This is a genomic window from Mycobacterium neglectum (assembly GCF_002591975.1).
GTDB classification, from domain to species: Bacteria; Actinomycetota; Actinomycetes; order Mycobacteriales; family Mycobacteriaceae; genus Mycobacterium; species Mycobacterium neglectum.
Genome location: NZ_NVQE01000046.1, coordinates 14,382 through 31,291, shown reverse-complemented (window position 1 = coordinate 31,291; position 16,910 = coordinate 14,382). Strand labels below are relative to the sequence as shown.

The 16,910-nt window shown below is 63.6% G+C and carries 17 protein-coding genes, 1 pseudogene and 1 riboswitch; of the genes and pseudogenes, 10 read left to right on the top strand and 8 right to left on the bottom strand.

The genetic code is table 11. The features are described 5' to 3' along the window. Positions 1-300: 300 nt before the first annotated feature. The 4 genes and pseudogenes from CSQ99_RS25745 to CSQ99_RS25730 form a co-directional block, all read right to left on the bottom strand. Positions 301-1,125: pseudogene (locus CSQ99_RS25745) on the bottom strand (peptide chain release factor 3); the annotation flags it as partial. A 122-nt stretch (positions 1,126-1,247) separates the two neighbouring features. Continuing rightward, a complete protein-coding gene (locus CSQ99_RS25740; protein ID WP_099041842.1) occupies positions 1,248-2,072 on the bottom strand; it encodes a GIY-YIG nuclease family protein in 825 nt (274 codons plus the stop codon). 321 nt (positions 2,073-2,393) lie between these two features. Next, positions 2,394-2,765 carry a hypothetical protein gene (locus CSQ99_RS25735; RefSeq protein ID WP_141562733.1) on the bottom strand — a complete coding sequence of 124 codons (372 nt, stop codon included), beginning with the start codon at positions 2,763-2,765 and terminating at the stop codon, positions 2,394-2,396. After that, entirely contained in the window at positions 2,765-3,355 is a 591-nt protein-coding gene (locus CSQ99_RS25730) for a hypothetical protein (RefSeq protein WP_099041840.1), read from the bottom strand. Before CSQ99_RS25730 ends, CSQ99_RS25735 begins: the two co-directional genes overlap by 1 nt. Before the next feature lie 23 nt (positions 3,356-3,378). On the opposite strand from CSQ99_RS25730, the gene CSQ99_RS25725 reads away from it, so the two are divergent. Further along, complete coding sequence (locus tag CSQ99_RS25725; RefSeq protein WP_099041839.1) at positions 3,379-3,639, top strand: hypothetical protein; 261 nt, start codon at positions 3,379-3,381, stop codon at positions 3,637-3,639. On the opposite strand, the gene CSQ99_RS25720 is transcribed toward CSQ99_RS25725, so the two are convergent. Then, positions 3,621-3,962: a DUF732 domain-containing protein gene (locus CSQ99_RS25720; protein WP_099041838.1), complete on the bottom strand. Its 342-nt coding sequence runs from the start codon at positions 3,960-3,962 to the stop codon at positions 3,621-3,623. The two genes, CSQ99_RS25725 and CSQ99_RS25720, sit on opposite strands and share 19 nt — an antisense overlap. A gap of 129 nt (positions 3,963-4,091) precedes the next feature. On the opposite strand from CSQ99_RS25720, the gene CSQ99_RS25715 reads away from it, so the two are divergent. The 4 genes from CSQ99_RS25715 to CSQ99_RS25695 all read left to right on the top strand — a co-directional run bounded on the left by CSQ99_RS25715 (position 4,092) and on the right by CSQ99_RS25695 (position 9,560). Continuing rightward, positions 4,092-5,750: a nuclease-related domain-containing DEAD/DEAH box helicase gene (locus CSQ99_RS25715; protein WP_099041837.1), complete on the top strand. Its 1,659-nt coding sequence runs from the start codon at positions 4,092-4,094 to the stop codon at positions 5,748-5,750. A 348-nt stretch (positions 5,751-6,098) separates the two neighbouring features. Next, entirely contained in the window at positions 6,099-6,986 is an 888-nt protein-coding gene (locus tag CSQ99_RS25705; RefSeq protein ID WP_099041835.1) for a hypothetical protein, read from the top strand. A gap of 96 nt (positions 6,987-7,082) precedes the next feature. Continuing rightward, complete coding sequence (locus CSQ99_RS25700) at positions 7,083-7,958, top strand: hypothetical protein (protein WP_099041834.1); 876 nt, start codon at positions 7,083-7,085, stop codon at positions 7,956-7,958. Between the two features lie 762 nt (positions 7,959-8,720). Beyond that, positions 8,721-9,560, top strand: coding sequence for a hypothetical protein (locus CSQ99_RS25695; RefSeq protein WP_099041833.1), 840 nt, complete (start codon positions 8,721-8,723; stop codon positions 9,558-9,560). Between the two features lie 152 nt (positions 9,561-9,712). Here the strand turns inward: CSQ99_RS25695 and CSQ99_RS25690 are convergent, their stop codons facing one another. Beyond that, entirely contained in the window at positions 9,713-10,468 is a 756-nt protein-coding gene (locus tag CSQ99_RS25690; RefSeq protein ID WP_245909089.1) for an ankyrin repeat domain-containing protein, read from the bottom strand. Next, the gene (locus CSQ99_RS25685) at positions 10,440-11,915 is read right to left on the bottom strand and encodes an ADP-ribosylglycohydrolase family protein (protein WP_099041832.1); all 1,476 of its coding nucleotides are present in this window, start codon (positions 11,913-11,915) and stop codon (positions 10,440-10,442) included. The genes CSQ99_RS25690 and CSQ99_RS25685 overlap by 29 nt, the downstream gene beginning before the upstream one ends. 74 nt (positions 11,916-11,989) lie before the next feature. On the opposite strand from CSQ99_RS25685, the gene CSQ99_RS25680 reads away from it, so the two are divergent. Then, a complete protein-coding gene (locus tag CSQ99_RS25680) occupies positions 11,990-12,643 on the top strand; it encodes an NUDIX hydrolase (RefSeq protein WP_099041831.1) in 654 nt (217 codons plus the stop codon). A 100-nt stretch (positions 12,644-12,743) separates the two neighbouring features. Beyond that, positions 12,744-12,855: riboswitch (SAM riboswitch) on the top strand. Positions 12,856-12,887: 32 nt separating this feature from the next. After that, complete coding sequence (locus CSQ99_RS25675) at positions 12,888-13,211, top strand: hypothetical protein (protein ID WP_141562732.1); 324 nt, start codon at positions 12,888-12,890, stop codon at positions 13,209-13,211. A 19-nt stretch (positions 13,212-13,230) separates the two neighbouring features. Here the strand turns inward: CSQ99_RS25675 and CSQ99_RS25670 are convergent, their stop codons facing one another. Beyond that, positions 13,231-13,986: a DUF6308 family protein gene (locus CSQ99_RS25670; protein ID WP_099041829.1), complete on the bottom strand. Its 756-nt coding sequence runs from the start codon at positions 13,984-13,986 to the stop codon at positions 13,231-13,233. Positions 13,987-14,263: 277 nt separating this feature from the next. Between CSQ99_RS25670 and CSQ99_RS30830 the strand changes: the two genes are divergently transcribed. Genes CSQ99_RS30830 through CSQ99_RS25660 form a run of 3 tightly spaced genes read left to right on the top strand, consistent with a single transcriptional unit; the run spans position 14,264 to position 16,856 of the window. Then, positions 14,264-14,539, top strand: a complete 276-nt coding sequence (locus tag CSQ99_RS30830; protein WP_141562731.1) for a hypothetical protein — start codon at positions 14,264-14,266, stop codon at positions 14,537-14,539. 11 nt (positions 14,540-14,550) lie between these two features. Continuing rightward, positions 14,551-16,518 (top strand): RNase A-like domain-containing protein, encoded by a 1,968-nt coding sequence (locus CSQ99_RS25665; protein WP_099041828.1) that lies wholly within the window; start codon positions 14,551-14,553, stop codon positions 16,516-16,518. Further along, positions 16,515-16,856, top strand: coding sequence for a contact-dependent growth inhibition system immunity protein (locus CSQ99_RS25660; RefSeq protein WP_099041827.1), 342 nt, complete (start codon positions 16,515-16,517; stop codon positions 16,854-16,856). The genes CSQ99_RS25665 and CSQ99_RS25660 overlap by 4 nt, the downstream gene beginning before the upstream one ends. Positions 16,857-16,910: the final 54 nt, after the last annotated feature.

Sequence of the window (16,910 nt, the reverse complement as noted above, 5' to 3'; positions counted from 1 at the left end):
CGTGTTTAAGGGAAGTATGCACAATTACGACCTAGACGACTCCACCCGATTCGTGAAGGCTTTCGATTTGAAGGTGCCATGGGCGCACTCCGATGCCGACATGCAAAGCGGGGGAGGACCGACCGTGAACGACTCGGCATCGATATAGCGTTCGCGGCCTGTTCGATCACTCTCTCGAAATCTTCCACCCCGCGTTGCAATTGAAGCCGCCAAAGAACTTCCAGTCGTCACGCAGGATGAGGACTTCGAGGGCGTCGCGGTAATCCACGTCTGACATCAAAGGCCTAGGAGCGGGGCGGACTATCCTTCCGCCGCCAACCCGAGCTTGACGTTGGGGTTGTCCAGTTGGAATCCCTCGAGCCGCCACGGAGTGTAGAACGGCACAAGGACTTCCGCTGACACCTGCCTGTTCCTCAACTCCGCGCCGGCGGGGTCCACGACCCGCGCGACCTGATACGGCAGGGATTCCAGCGAGATCGGGGCGCTGTACTCGGTGGCCATCCGGTGGCTGGCCACCTCGAACTGCATCGGCCCCACGGCGGCGAGCACGGGCGCCTGTTCGCCGCGACGGTGTGAGCGCAGCACCTGAACCACGCCCTCCTGCTCCAGCTGTTCGATCCCGCGGCGAAACTGCTTGTGCTTAATCGGATCCGCGCCTCGCGCGATCGCGAAGTGCTCAGGCGAGAAGCTCGGTATCGGCGGATACTGTACGGCCGCGTCCACATACAGGGTGTCACCCGGGTGACAACGCAGCGGCGTTGGCCAGCCCGATCACATCACCCGGCCACGCCGTGTCCAGCGCGCGCGCTGCTGGCCGAACACCGATTGCGCGTACTTGGTGACGAACGGCTTGCCCGTCGCAGCATGGTTCAGCACGTCCTCGCATTCGAACGTCCCCGACACCACCCGCGCATAGGCGATGTGATCGCGGTACGCCGACTCCCCCGGCCTGCACCTTGAAAAGGAAGGAACTGAAAGGTAATTCGATGGCACGCAGGCCCACGTCGACATCGACCGCTCCGCTGGGGGCGTGGGCGCATAACCAACAAGGACATCGAGGCGCTGATTCACCTCGAAGGTCAACGCCGCCGACGTGAACAGAGTTGGTTTAGCCGCGCCACTGAGGGGAAGAGTGAACTCCGTCGAAAGCTGCGTGTACTAACAGGATGCAATCCGTCCGCAAACAGGACGGACCCAATCCGTCCCTCGGGCGATGCTCGACGAGTCAGGGGCAATTAGTTCGCCGTCTAGTTCTTGTTGTTCCCGAACTTTCGCGATAGCAGTACGTCTTTCCAATAGCTTTCGCGTTTGAGCACATCCTCATCTGGCGTCTGCATCGACCAGTAATCCAGCAGAGCAAAGCGGAGATTGGCTTTGGCGTACTCTGGTCCCTTCTCGCCGACCAGTTCAACCAAGCCCTTGTTGCCGCCATGCAGTCTGGCGACATATTCGGATAGGCGCGACCAGATACCTGTATCGCCATAGGCCGATCCGACGTATTCCTTGCCCGTTTCCTGGTCGTGGATGACATAGACACCCTTCATGCCCTGGAGCGCACCGCGCCAATCGTGCCAGCCTTGCTCGATGGCTACTTCGAGCGTGCCAAACGTGTGGTTGATCTTGTTAAGCCCGGGGAAGGCTTCGCCAGCGTAGGCGTGTTCGCGAATCGACATGACTTCGATGCTGTCGAGGTAGGTGTCGAAGTTCAGCCGCATTTGGCGTCCTGGTGCCTTGAACGACACTTCGAGGCGCTTGATGAACGGCCCCATTAGGTCGTCGCGCAACACCAGGTCGTATGAGTGTGCGAGCGGTTCTAGCCGTCGATTGACCACTTCGAATACCCCGCCAAACAGCCAGCGTGTACTGCGATCCCGCTCCTGGGCAAGCGTGAAGATGAACTGACGGTTGAACGCGTCAGTCGCGGGGCGCCATCGGCTCCACTGCATCCACTCTTTCGATGAGCGGGCAAGCACGTCGATGGGATGGTCTTTGCCATTGAATACAGCGCAGTGAAGCTTGCACTTTGTCGGATCAAGGTCACCGATCAGGGTGCTCAATGGAATCGTCGCCACGATGGCAAAGACTACTGATCAGCGCCCGTCATCCGGCGCGTTTCTAGGGAGACGCGAAACGGACGACCGCAGAATTTGCGACGTTTGGGTGCAATGTCGCACGGAGGAGGGCGCGACGAGATACTCAGTCGACCTGGCGAGCCCTGTCATTGATTGCGAAGGTATAGAGACAGCCGCACCGCGTCCGCGTCTATCGCTCTAGGGCTACCAGCGATCACGGTTCCACGTCGGGGTTGTCGCGTTAGAATCCCTGTAGTCGCCACGGGGTGGAGAAGAACACCGCCCACTTCCAACACGGCGGCTTCTCCCTGATCAGCTTCGTCAGCTCCCCGGCGTTGTATGCGACCGTCGCCACCCGAGGCACGTTCGTCGCGGCCCCGCCGACGTCGGGTGGCGTAGGCGGCACCGAGCGCACGGCCTTTTCGCGCCGGCCGGCCCATAGACGCCGCGGGTGTCACCTCGCAGCGTCCAACGGTGTTGCTGCTCAGCACGTCGCGCCAACTCGGCGTCCCGCTCTGCCGCCTCGAGTCGACGTTGCTCGGCGTGCCGCACCAACGCCCGCACGACGAAGATCCCGCCCACCAACGCCGCCGCGCCCACGATCCACCAGATGTACTTGATGATCAGCCCGACGACGAACAGGATCGCGAACACGGCCACGAAGCCGCCACCCCCATCCGACCGCCTCGCCATCATCGCCACCGATGCATGCACAACGTGCACGTCCAGTTGTCATCGGTGACACAACATCCCCGCGTGTCACGCCACGGCGGCACGATGACCTCGAACGGCAGCATGCCGAACAGCGCACGCTGCGTCTGCTGCCCACCACACTGCGGGCAGGCAGGGAGGCGCGAGAACTTGTAGTCGAGGAACCGATGGAATCCGTTGTCAGACATCGCCTTTTGGCATTCCGGACAGAGCACCGCAGGCCAGTCGACTGGCACCGATGGCGCTTCGAATGGCTCATCGAAATCGTCGACGTCGAAGTTCGTCGGCGCAAACCTCACGTCCGGGGCCGGTCGAAGCTCAAGCGCGTCGACCATCCCAATCTCGATAGCGTCCGCGTCCGACAGATCCAACTCTCGGTCGCAACCGGTGCACCTGCGGTCGGCTTCGAGGAGAAGCCGTACAGCGGCGGCCGATGACCGCCCGAAAATGTCCGTGGCATCGGCGTCGAGCCAGTGAGCATCAAGCACGCGCGCCACATCCCCGGCCGCCGCACCTTCGAGCAATGCGTAGCGTCCTTCGATTGCGTCCAGGCCGGCGCCGACTCGCGACACCGCTGCGATCTCACTGGCGACCGATGGGACGCCATCAACTTCATGGCGAATCCGATCCGGCCGGTCGTCCCAACCCGACCCACACTGGTGAGCACGATCCGCGGCTCGCAGTCGAACATCACAACCAGTCCGTCGCCGGGATGCGCATCGCGCAGTTCCGGGAACGCGCGCGTGCGCGGCGGCGGGTCGAGAAACTCGAAGACCGCGTCCCTCCACGGCGTGCCGACGACGACATGAATGCGGTCCGGCGCGAACGCGCGCGTCATCACACCGGCCCCGTGTAGCCGTTGTCGCGCGCCCACCCCACGACCGCCGGTTTGGTGTCCACGCACATGGTGTCCACGGCCGCCACCAGCACGATCGCCGACTCCGCCGGCGCGAACCCCGTCCGCTGCAACTTGCCGAGCACCAACGACGGCGCCACCCCGAAGCGCAGCTCGTGGCAGAGCTCCTTGCCGATGTCGATCATGTCGATCATCGACTCGTAGTACACGCCCCTGTTGTCGAGCTGTGCGATGAAGTCGTACTGATCAGCTCCAGCCGGGCTCGACATCGCCACCGCCCCGCACACCGCGAGCACGCCTGAAATAACCCCACGTCCACGCATGATCCCCCTAGATTCGCGCGTCGTCGCCGACTGTAAACGCGGCCTCCGACAACAAACGCGATCGCAGATACTCCCCCGGTTGTCGTGCCCCTGTTGTTGAATCGGGGGCATGGGGGACCGCCACATCCGATGACCATCACGCCGTCTGAGACGCCGCGCCTCGCCAGCGCCGCCGAACGCAAGGTCTATCAGGTTCTCCTCGAGCAGTTGCAGCCCAACGACCGCGTCATTCCCGGCCAGCGTGTCACCGACCATCTGAAGGACCACGAGGTCGACTTCGTCGTGGCGATCGAGGGCGCCGGCATCGTCTGCGTCGAGGTCAAGGGTGGTGACGTCTGGCACGACGGCGAGGCCTGGTGGCAACGCCGCCGCGGCCACGAACACAAGATCCACCCGGTCCGTCAAGCGCGCGAAGCCTGCTACGCGCTGCGGGACTTCATCGAGAAGGACGTCCGCTGGAGCCAGGGCCGTCTCCGCTGGGATCACGTCGTCGTGTTTCCCAACGCCGAGATCGACTCTGACTTCGCGCTTCCCGAGTGTCCGCGGTGGAAGGTCGTCGACCGCAGCGACCTGGGGACGCTCGTCGACATGCTCAAGCATGTTCTCATCCGACAGGAACTCGACCGCCCACTGCTGTCGCAGCAAGGCATCGATCAGCTCTCAACCGCGTTGAGCGGAAGGGGATTACCGCAGCGCAGCGTCGTCGCCCGAGCGCTGGCCAACGAGGACGCCGCCGATGCACTGACGGAGCACCAAGCCGTCGTCCTGGACGCCATTAAACTGCTCAACCGCGTCGAGGTCCGCGGGGGAGCGGGCAGCGGCAAGACCTTCCTGGCCATGGAACAGGCCCGCCGCCTGTCAGCGAAAGGCCAACGCGTCGCGTTGGTCTGCTACTCCCACGGCCTCGCCTCCTACCTCGAGCGCATCGCCGCCACCTGGCCGCGGCGACAACAGCCCGCCTATGTGGGCGAGTTCCACGACCTCGGGAAGATGTGGGGCGCACCAGAAGGTCCTGACGAATCCATCGCCAACGCCCAGACAGCGCAGTTCTGGGAACATGACCTTCCGCTCCAAATGGCTGAACTCGCAATGGAACTCGACCATGGCCACCGATTCGACTCCATTGTGGTGGACGAGGCCCAGGACTTCGCCGACTCGTGGTGGGAACCGCTGCTGATCGCGCTCAAAGATCCCGACGAGGGCGGCATCTACGTGTTCACCGACGAAGGGCAGCGGGTGTTCGACCGACACGGGGCGCCGCCGGTGCCGCTTGTGCCCCTGATTCTCGACCACAATCTCCGCAACACCCGCCAGATCGCCAATGCATTTCAGCCACTCGTCGACCATCCCATGCGTTTCCTCGGCGGCGAGGGGCCCGCGGTGAAGTTCGTCGCCTGCGCCCGTGAGGAAGCGTTGGGTGCTGGCGATGACGAGATCGAGATCCTTCTCGAACAGGGTTGGCGCCCTGAGGATGTCGCGTTGCTGACTACAGGCAGCCGACATCCGGAACAGACCGAGCGGCAGAAGGACGGGCATAGTGCGTATTGGGACAGCTTCTGGGACGCCGAGCAGGTGTTCTACGGTCACGTTCTCGGCTTCAAGGGACTTGAGCGTCGCGCCGTGGTCGTCGTCGTCAACGAGACCAGCCAGTTCGAGCGCTCCCGCGAGCGCCTCTACGTCGGATTATCCAGGGCCAGAGATCAACTCGTCGTCTGTGGCGACCCGGACTTCATTCGTGAGGTCGGCGGACCTGACCTCGCGCACCGGCTGAATCTGCCGCCTGCCTAGTCGACGTCAGGACTCACCGGGCCTTGACGATTTTGCCTCATTTCGCGGGCAAGTCGCTTGACGTACTCACACGCGTCAATGAGCTTCTCGCGAGACTCCAGGGGCCACTCTCTTAGCGGTGGATCCGTCAAGATGTGATCAATTATCGCGTCCCGCCTCTCGCTATCGGCGGTGCGCTCAGCGATGGCGGCCAACAACTCTTGTAGCAACGCGTCGACAGGGTCGACGATATCTTCGGAATCCACCGCGGCACCGTAACCGTCGGTACCGACATCTCAGAATGTCCAAACAAGTCGGCACCAGTGGTGTCGGATCCCGCCACTAGATTGGCGACGGAGGGGAATGAGCATGAGCGAGCCAGAGCCGGCGGCGAGCCGCGAGATTTCGGCGAAAGACGTCTTCGCCCGCTCGAACATGCCGTCACGCTGGGAGCGATTGACCAACGTGGCGCCGAAGACCGCGCCGGACCGGATGTACCTGGCATTCGTGGCGGCCCGGTACCGCGGCGACGAGTTGCTGACCCATCCCGACGACCTAATCCCTCCAGACGACTTCCACCTGCGAGAACGGACCCTCATGGTCGGCTGGCCCTCTGCCGCGTTGGGTGTCGGGCTGACGCTGACCGGCATCGCCACACACCTACCGCTGGTGACCATCGTGGGCATCGTGGTCCTGGTCTGTGCGGTCGTTGTTGTGATGGGCATGGTCGTGGTGACGCAACCGGCGATCAGCGACTTCCGGGCGCAGAAGGCGCTGTGCGAAAGAGCCGAAGCCCGGCTGTACGCCGACCCGATGGATTCGGAAAACACCGCGACCGTGAACGAGATGATCAACCACGACGAAGGCACGCTCGCCTACTGCGCCGCCAAGATCGCATCGGAAATCGAGCAGGACCCCAACTGGGGGTCCCCGCAAATCGACCTCACGATGATCGACCTGTGGGACGAGCTGACCGAAATCGGCGAAAGTGCACGGCAGATCGCCGAAGACCGCCGCGCGGCAGCATCGCTTGAGAAGAGTCGCCTCCGCGACCACGCGGACATGAAGCAGGCGATCGCCGAGGACAAGACGCTCCGCAAAGAGGCGCTCACCCTGCTATCCGCCCGCGTCTATTCGTTCGCCGATTACCGGGACCAGGTACAGCGCCTCAGCATCACCGCCAGGCGCGACATGAATGCGCTGAGCCGGGCCGTTCGACGGGTATCGGACGAGCAGGCACGGAATCGTCTGGTCTGACCGCAGCCGTGTCATGTGCGGCCGGCTCGCTCAGCGGGAACGTCTAGCAAACTTTGTCTAAACTGAATTGTCATACCCTGATGGCATAATGGATAGGTGGAGCAAACAACGACCGAACGCCTGCACATCGTCGAGGGGACCGATTGGAAGGACGCGGCGATCGCTCTCATGGAGTCCCGCTGTCCCTACCGGCCTTGGCGGTATGGCTTCGGCGAGATGCGCGAAGGCGACCCGGTCGCGGTCGTGCTCAACACGGACCCCCCGTCGATCATGACCACACTCGGACGCATCGGCATCGATGGTCGTTCGGATCGTGCCGTGATCGAATGGCCCTATCCCGGTCCCACACTGCTGGATCTCACCACATTGACCGCGGTCGTCAACTTTCCTCACGATCAGGATCCGCGCAACGTATGGATGCTTCGCGGCGACGCCGCGATTCGTCTCGAACTCACACTGAAGGAGGCGGAGTATCGGAACGATTCGTCGATGCGCTACGGACACTCGAGCGTGGCCGCCGCCCGCATCCTCTTGCATTCAGAGGGCCGCTGTACTGGCTGCGATTCGGGCATCGATCTGACGTGGTGGGACGCCCGCGACCATGCGCACATCCGTACCGTCGACGCGCCCCTGCGGCATCCGTCGGAGGTGCTGATCCAGGACAAGAAGGGGTGGGCCAGCTACGTCGAAGGACCCTTCAATCCGAAGAGTTGGTTGCTTCCCGAACTTCCGTCCGATTGGCCTGGTGTCCTGTGTCCGCGTTGCGTCACGCGCATGGAGGAAGACGGGCACGCCACGCTGCTCGATTTTCGCTTCTCGCAGCACCCGAAGTGCCCCAACTGCGGAGCCGGACGCACCCAGCGGGCGCTCTACGGCATGCCCGCGATGCACATTCCGCCATGGCGCGACGTGCGCGGCTGCTGCGTGATGCCCGAAACGTGGACCTGTGCCGCGTGTGCACATCGATGGTGATGCTTCGGGGTAATTCCTAGCGCCCTTGAGAATTCGGCCGTACTCTCACCACGGCTGCCGGTCGTCGTCGCGGTCATATCTGCCGTCACGGTTTCGCGTCTCGCAGTCCCCGTAGAAACAGTTCGGGTTGGCCGCCTGCCAGCGGGTCCCATCGATGGGCCGCCTGTGACCGCTGCTGCTCCGGCGGCGGGGTCGAACTGGAACGGCGCAGCGAGGAACTTGAGGCCGAGCTCGTCGCGGCCCAAAGATAACGCGCAACGCGGCCATCGCCCGTAGTAGTTCGCTGCGCGTTCGCCGCCTGGAGCCGGGCCTTGTTGTCGGAGTGCATCCCTATACTGTCGGCCTGAGTTTGCGTGAATCAGGCAAGGGGGAGCATGCCAGTCGAGGGTGGAGTCAGGGAGTTCCGCAGCGACGATGATGGCTATCTGGCCTGGCTCGCGTCGCACCCCGACGGATATGTGACCAACATCCTGGGCAGCTATAGCCTGTCCACATCGCGTACGCACCGCGCCGACTGCCACACAATCAATGGCCGGCCGGCCCGTGGAGGCATGTGGACCGGGCCCAAATACGTCAAATGGTGCGCGGACAGGCTGGCTGACCTCGATGAGAGGGCACTCTCACTTGTAGGGAAGCCGGCCGTGCGGTGCGGGACCTGCCTGCCCGCCAGCGCTGCAACCCCTTATTCCTCCGCCAGAGATCGGTAGGTCCGCTCTGCACAACGATCGCTGCGAAGTACACGGCCCCTCCCGGGGCAGCTCTGTGGTCCAAGCTTGGGCCACGGACTACATCCGCTTCGAGAAACTGGGTGTCTGGCAACAGGATTTGCGTCACGAGATCAGGCGTCGCTGCCGGCAGCTCGAACCGGTGCGGGGCCAGGTTTTGCACGCGGAGTTCTTCGGCGAGAAGCTGCCGAACGCCGACGTGGAAAACCTGGCGCTCTACAACATCGACACGTTCCGCACTCCCGGCCGCTACGGGATCCGCTTCGAGTACGGCCGGGACGTGCAGCCGGCCGCAGAGGGGGCGGAGTATCGGTTCGGTTACCGCTACGCCCTGGCGCCGCGGTCGGGCTCCTTCACCCATTGGCGGGAAGTTCGGCCGCTGGCCTCGTTCGGCTGGACCGACCTCGGAGCGTTCACGGGCGAGAAGAAGCTGGCACAGGTGTGGCGGGCGATCGCCCGCGGAGACAACGAGGTGGGCGAGCCGCTCACTGCCGGGGCACCCTTCGCCGTCTGCGTCGAGGTCCGTCCGCCGATTGGACTCGGCCGTGAGCCGGTCTGGGGTGGACTGGTCAAGGGGATCTTCGATGGGGTGATTTGCGCGTTCCAGGCCCACTGGGGGCCGCTACCGCCGCGGGAGAATCTTGAACGGCTCGCCGAGCAGCTGGGAGTTCCTGTCGAGGACCTCGAGGCGCTGCTGGACGATCCGCCATGGAGCGTGCTCGGTGAGGTGCCCGGTCTGGTCTCTGCCTATCGCGGTGGCGTGAAGTGGGCGCCGTCTGATCACCTGTGCGTGGCCGGGGAGCTGCTGGCCGCCGACCCCGCGCCGGGTGAGGACCACTGGGCGATCACGGGCCGAATCGTGGAAGTCGCCCGCTGAGCACCCACCTGAGCAGCGCTGCGGCACAGACTGTTTAGGGTCGCTTCCCGCCGCATCAGGATCGTGGATAACGCTAAGGAGGACGCCGTGGTATGACGTCATGGTGTGCGCGCCCGCACGGAGTCGGTGCCAACGGTATGCGGCTTTCGTCATTACGCAAATCCTTCGTCGACGAGGATCGCGCCCGCGCTCGTGATGAGATGCTCCTCGCCGGACCCGCCGACAACGCGGCACCAACTCTTCACATCGAGGAAGTTCTCCTGCAGTCGGATATCGAAGCCGCCGTACATGCCCGGCACCGGAAACCACACGTGCTGATCCGGCACTTCATGCAGTATCCCGACTGGTGGGTACCGCAGGACCTCTCGCGGATTGCGGCCGTCGAACAGCACGCCGCGAATGCGTCCGTCGATCACCTCAGCGAGATGACCGTCGAGCGAATGAATTTCGTGCGACGAGAGCGGTGACGGTGGCGGCATCAACTGCTGTGCAAGCAGGGTGCGCGACTCCTGGACTACGCCAACACCTTTGCCCGACTGGATCTTGCGGGCCCGATCCATGAATACGTCATAGGCGGTTCGCCCCCTCGACTCCGTCAGCGACAGCAGTGCGCCTCGTCGAATCAGGCCGGCGACCACATTGGCCGGTGCGCCGTGCCAGGCCGCCTGATGGAGGACCGTGAACCACGCGGTACCTCCCGGTCTCCACCAATTGATGTCGATCGGCAACGTCGGGTCGTCGAGCATGTTCAGCACGGCCGACCAGTCGCCGGCCTTGGCGGCATCGGCGAAACGGTGTGACCCGGTCACGATCTGATCGTGCAGCAGTCCAGGGTCGAGGACGCCGTGCCACACGAATGGTTGGTCGCTCGGCGACGCGTCACCTCTCGACATGACGATCAGCTCCATGCGATTCACGGTCGCGAGACTGTAAGCGTCGCAGTCCGTCCCGGAACGACCGGTTCGGATGTGAGTTCGGCAGGACGGCCTTGATGTCGCGCAGCGCCTCGTCGACGTCGATGTTGCGCAGGCGTGCTCCGTACAGCGCTCCGACAGTCGGCGTGCGGCTGTACGCGCCGACACAGTGGACCAACACCGCGCGGCCCTCTCGTCGGAACTGCTCCGCCAGACGAACGGTGTCCATAAGCACGAAGTCCAGATGCGGGTTCTCGTCAACCTCGGGCCGATCGATCAGCCGCACCTCAACATGCGGTATGTCACCGCGCATGTCGTCATCCGCCAACCGGCAGAGCGATACGACCGCGCCCACCTCCTCCGGCAGCTGTCGAAGGACGCCGACACCGCCAAGCAACACACCGTCGTCATACGGGTGACGGGCGAACGTGTCGATCGGTGAACCCGGGTACGAAAAGTCGAACTCGTCCGGTTTGCCATTGCGCTCGATCGCCGTTGCGAGCCCCACCAGATCATGGGCGGTCAAGCCCGGCCACCCATGCAGCAGTCGGCGCCACTCGCCGGGAACCGCGGATGCGCCGTATACGGCACCGAGTAGTCCGCCCGCGATCGCCGCGACCGTATCCGTGTCGTAGCCAGCCCGCACCGCGGCGTCCAACGCCAGCCGAAGATGGTCGGCGCGGAAGGTCTCTTCACTCGGATCGTCAACGGGTACCGGCGTGGTGGCGATCGCCGACACCGCCGCCTGCAGGGCCGTTACCACCCACCCGTTGTTGGGAAACGACGCCGGCTGATCGGACTCGGCCTCATCCAGTCGCTTCGACCACAGATCGCGACGGTCAGAATCGATGTGACGTAGGCCGATTCGCACATCGAGCTCTCCAGTGCGCACGGCATGCCGGATAGCACAGCACCACAACACGCACGCGTCGGCCGCGTCCGGGTCGAAGTGCGTGAGGCTGCTGATCGCACGCGCCGCCTCGACCAGCGCGTCCTCGTCGTCGAGGTAGGCGAGGGCCAACGGCGCCGTGCGCATCAGTGATCCGTTGCCGGCCGTGCGCCCGGCGCGCTCATGAAGGTCGGCCGACACCGCACGGGTGCGGGCCGCGGTGATGGCGCCGTCGCGCGCCGCTGCCGACAACACGGAACGGGTCTGAATCCCCACGTCCTTGGCGGTACGAGACCACTCGTGCCATCGCTGCACGACGAGATCTTGCGCGTCTTCACCCCGCAGGTCGGCGCCGGTCGCGGCGACTTCCGCGATCGCGATCGCCATCGACGTATCGTCTGTCCACTCGCCGGCTGCCCATGGACCGCCGCCGGCCATCGCCACCTCGAGTTCCGGGCCGCGCGGCGGCTTGAACTCATACGGCGCACCGAGTGCGTCCCCCGCCGCGGTCGCCAGCAGCACACCTTCCACCCGATCGTTGTATGAAGTCATCGTCCGCTCCCTCCCTCGATCTATTTTGCGCGAATCTGCGCTAATTAATCGTCACTGTACGCTAGGGCACCGACATGAGCCAGCGACGCTACAAAGACTCCAGCGGGCGGACCCTCGCCGACTATCCGCGACCGTCCGTCGCAGTGGACACTGCCGTGCTCACGGTGGACGCCCACCAAAGGTTGGTTGTGCTGGAAGTACGCAGGCCGACGTCCACCGGGTGGGTTCTGCCGGGAACCTTCCTGCACGAAGGGGAAACGCTCGCCGACGCCGTCGACCGGTCTCTGCGGGTGAAGGCCAACGTGCGGGGACTGCATCCACGCCAGTTGCACGTCTTCGATGACCCGCATCGCGACGAACGCGGATGGGTGCTGTCCGTCGCACACGTCGCCGTCGTGCGGCTTGAACAACTGGAGTCGCGGATAGCCGACAGAACCAGGCTCGTTCCCGTTGACAGTCCCGGGCGCTTGCCTTGGGGCCATGAAGGCATCATCAAGCGGGCGGTCGATCACGTCCGCGCCGGATACCTCGACAAGCCGGACCCCGCCGGCCTCCTCGGTGAGGAATTCACGCTTCGCGACCTACGGCTCGTGCACGAGGCGATCGCCGGAGAGACCCTGCAGCGCGACACATTTCGGCGCACGATGGAACCACATCTCGATGCGACGGGCTCCACGACGGTCCGAGGTAGAGGGCGCCCAGCAGAGCTGTTCCGACGGAGCGGGTAGCCACATCCACTGTCGCGCGGATCGCGACGCAATTGTTCCAATCCGATGCTTCACTGCCGCAGCGGCCCCAATGTCCGACCGTCGACATAGGCTGACCTTGCTTCATGAGATGTCGTCGCCAAGCTCCGACTGGACGGCACGCCAACCCCACGCTCGTGGGTGGCTCGGATGACGAAGCGGCCAACACCGACCGGTGTCGGCAAGAGCGCCTCCCGCGCGGAGGCCGGAGTTCGGGAGTGCAGCCATGTTCGATCGCACTTGCGGGTCCTATATGCCCGGCCACGGGATGCACTGGATCCACGGGAAGAAGTCATTTGAGGACGGTCAACCGATCATCCGCGTGAAAGTGGTTGCGGTGAAGGATGATGGCTATATCGACATCGAAGGCGATGGCCTCGAACTGACGCTCTGGCACCACGATCCCGATCGCCTACGTTCGGCGTTTTATGTTGGTGGTAGCGCTGAATGGAGGCCGAAGTATCACGTGTTGTACGTCGTCGCGAGCGGATCCTTCAATCTCGCAACGCGCGAGCAGGTGAAGCCGTGCAAGCCGACGAGGCGGACGTGACCGGGCGAGAGCGTCCTAGTCAGGCTTTTCGGCCGCGCGTCCACAGCAGGACGTCGAGGAGACGAAGGACTTCATCATCAACGCGTATATCTCTCGCTTGAGCTCTGTTCGCGAGTGAATTGAGCGAACGAAGGAGTTCCTCGTCTGAGGCGAGATAGGCAAACACTTGGATGTCAGCGCTGAACCATCCAAGGCGGCCTTGCTGCACCTGGCTGACTGAACCGGCGAGTTCCTTTCCGCCCGAGAGGTACCGGCACACGACGCTGTCACGAACTGGAAAGAGCTTGGGTCTTTTGCGCGCGCAAAGCTTGGCGGCGAACACCCAGTAGTTGGATTGGCTTGTGTCGCTTGCCAAGAGGCTTCTGAGGTGCTGCTGCAGTTCCCACATCGCGGACAGCGCGGTCGATGTCAGGTCCCTAATCGTGAGGTCTGGGTCAATCGCGTCGAGAAGTCGTTCGGACGTGGTGACAACGTCAGGGTCATCGAGAAGAAGTCGACCCTGGAGGTTGGTGACGGTGATGCTCAGCCGGCTCACCGCGTAGAGGTCAGCGGCGCATATCGAGCCAGGGATATTCGGCTTGACGTCCAGGAAGCTTGTACCAGCGTATTCGCTCTTAAGATCGTAGAACCTCGCCAGTCGGTCGAGGGCGTCGTCGCTGTCGACCGCCTCCTTCGCGCGTTCGAGCGCTGCAACCAGCAGAGCCCGATCGAGGGAAATCCAGTCCGACGGCAGGTCGAACGAGCCGCCGTCGGCATATCGGCCGGTGTGACTCACAGGCTGAACTTAACCGACATCACGAATAATTCCCTCTGGGCAATTCGGGCTTGAACATGCCGGACTGAACCGTGGCTGGACGAATTGCGTCCGTGTGTTGCGAGGACCGGGCGCATCCACCTCAGAGTCCACCCGTCGAAGACGCGTCAATTCTCGGCCGTCGTCGACAACCGCCGCCAAGCTCCCAAACAAAGCCAACCGTCAACCGGTCGTGTCTGAATTTGCCGCATAGGGGACACCAACCGCTGCGATAGCCTGGGCTTGTTAAGGGGGCGGCATGGCAAAAGACCTGGATGTGCACGCGGGTGGGTTGCTGTCGGCTGCCGCTGACAGCGTCGCTGTGGCCGCTGGTGTGCTCGCTGATGGTGATGATGTCTCGGTGAGCGCTCGCCCGAGCGGTGCTGGAGTTGCTGCATTCGATGCGGTGAGTGCTGCGGTTCGCGCCCGTCTGGCTAGTCGCATCGCTGGCCAGGCTAGTGATGTAGGTGCGGCAGCTGAGCGCTATGACGCCACGGACGGAGGCAATGCGGACACCATCGCGGTGACCGTGTGAACCCTGCCGCTGTGTCAACGGCGGTACCGAGCCGCTCGGACATCGAGGAGTGGGATTGCTCGGATCTGGATTCTGCGTCCGTTCGCTGGCACGCATCAGCGGAACTATTGGAGTCTGCGATCGAGCAGCACAGGCAGAACATCCTGACGCCTGGCGGCACGACCTGGGAGGGTGACGCCAAGGACGCGGCGCTGGACCGAGTGACCGCTGATAAGGCAGTAGTACGTCTGCAGGGCGATGTGCACCGTGAAGCTGCCGATGTAGCGAGGCGCGGCAGCGAGGATATTCGGGGCGCGCGCATGCATGTGCTCGAAGCCATCGCTGAAGCCGAGCAGGACGACTTCAGCGTCGGTGATGACCTCTCGGTAACGGACAACCGCGCGTATGACGTGAATACTGCCGCAGCCCGCGCGACCGCTGCGACCGAGCATGCCGAGTTCATTCGTTGGCGCGCAGAGCAACTCGCTGCCACTGATGCTCTGGTCGGGCAGCAGCTTAGAGCGAAAGCCGTTGAACTGGAGGGCGTTCAGTTCGAGGGCGAGAGCGACGGAAATCGGAGTGACCCCACGGTGCGGCTCGTGGACAACAAGACCGAGGAGAAGGGTTCGCAGACAGAATCGTCGGAGCGTGTGGAACCTGGCTCGCCGCCGCAGGAATCTGCGGGCACGTGGCGCGACATGCTGGTGCCTCCTGGAACTGCCGAAGCCGGCGATGCAGCTAAGTCGCCGTTAGACGCGCTGTTGGGGGAGGGCAAGACCACAGACGACGAACAACCCTCGAACCTCGATGAAGCACTGTCGGAGGTCGCGGGGCAACACGTTGATGCGCCGCCCACGGCGTTGGAGCGCATCCTCAACCAGCGTGCTGGTAACGGCAAGGGCGACGACAGGCGCTACACCCAGCACCCGTTGGAAGCTCCCGTCGTCGGCGCCGATCCATCGGTAGTCGGCCAGCAGCGGGGCACGGTGGACGCCGCGCACGAGAACGTCGCGTCCGCTCAAGACGCACTCGATGACGCTCTAGCCCAGGCCACGGTCGCGGGGGCCGGAGCCGGCCCCAGCCGCGACCACCTCGAAGCTCTGGGTCAGGTGTTGATCGATGCGCGCATTGACGTGACTAGTCAGACCGAGATTTTGAAGGATCTCAATGCAGCGGCAGGTGAGGTCGGTCACGGGGCAGTGCCGATTCCTGACCTGCCCGAAAACGCTGATGTTCAGGCCTTTCCGCAAGAACCGTCGGCATTCGGCGAAGGTAGTCGCGCCTTGAGCGAAGGCAGTCTCGGACTCATCCCCGACGTCGCCCACGACATCGACGTGTTCACCAACTGGAGCGAACACTCCGCCGAGGATCGCCTTGGAGCGGTGCTCGATGTCGCCGGGGCGGCACCCATCCCTGGCGGCAAGTTCGTGACCGAGGGCATCGAACACGCTGTTGATGGTTTCAACGCCACCCGCCACCTGGACGACGGTCTCGATGCCGCTAGCGCGGGAACACATCACGTTCCCGATGCGCCGTCGACCCCACACGTTGACCAGACGTCAGAGGGACCTAGCTCGCACGGTGGCGGCGGTGCCGACGCCGGCTCTACGGGCTCTTTCGGCTTCGAGGATGCTGGTTCGCTCTTACATAGCAGTGAAGCCAACGGTGGACATCTCATCGAGCGGCACGTCGGGCGGACCTTTGATGACCTCTCCGCCCGACTGGATGAATACCCTCGACTCGGGCAAGTATCGACATTCGGGTCGGTCGATGAGGCCGCTGCTGCACTTGGGGCCGCACTTAACGACAACAAGAATATGTTCGATGATTGGATTGCCAACGGAGCGAAGGGAAAACTCGAGTTGGTTGCACCGTTTGTAGGCGGATCGGTTCTAGCGCGGGGATCCGACGCCCCAGTACCGGGATCAAGCGTCAAGATGATCCTCAAATCCGATGGATCCGGCGGATGGTACGTACTAACAGGAATGGTCACTCCGTGAGCGCGCTCTCGGTATCAGAGCCCTTACGCCATTTCTTCGGGGCATACTTCCACGAGGACTGGGTTCTGGAGGCCGCCGACTGGCAAGAAGTTGTCGACAGTTACGTTCAGGACGAACAACCCTCTACGGAGTTGCTTCGCACGTTGTCCCAAGAAATCGATGACATGGCTGGCGAGTGCACTGAACCCGACGCCGAACGACTTGTGACACGCACGATGGGTGCCAACTATTACCCCGTACCTGAATTCACCTACAAGGCGTGGCTCGGGCAGGTCGCCGAGCGGCTGCGCCAGCACTCCACTGCGATTGATGGTGGTGCTACCCCGCCTACGGCTTGAGAATGACCCGTCGGCTGTGACGGGGTTGCAATATCGCGAGCGTCGGATGGCGAT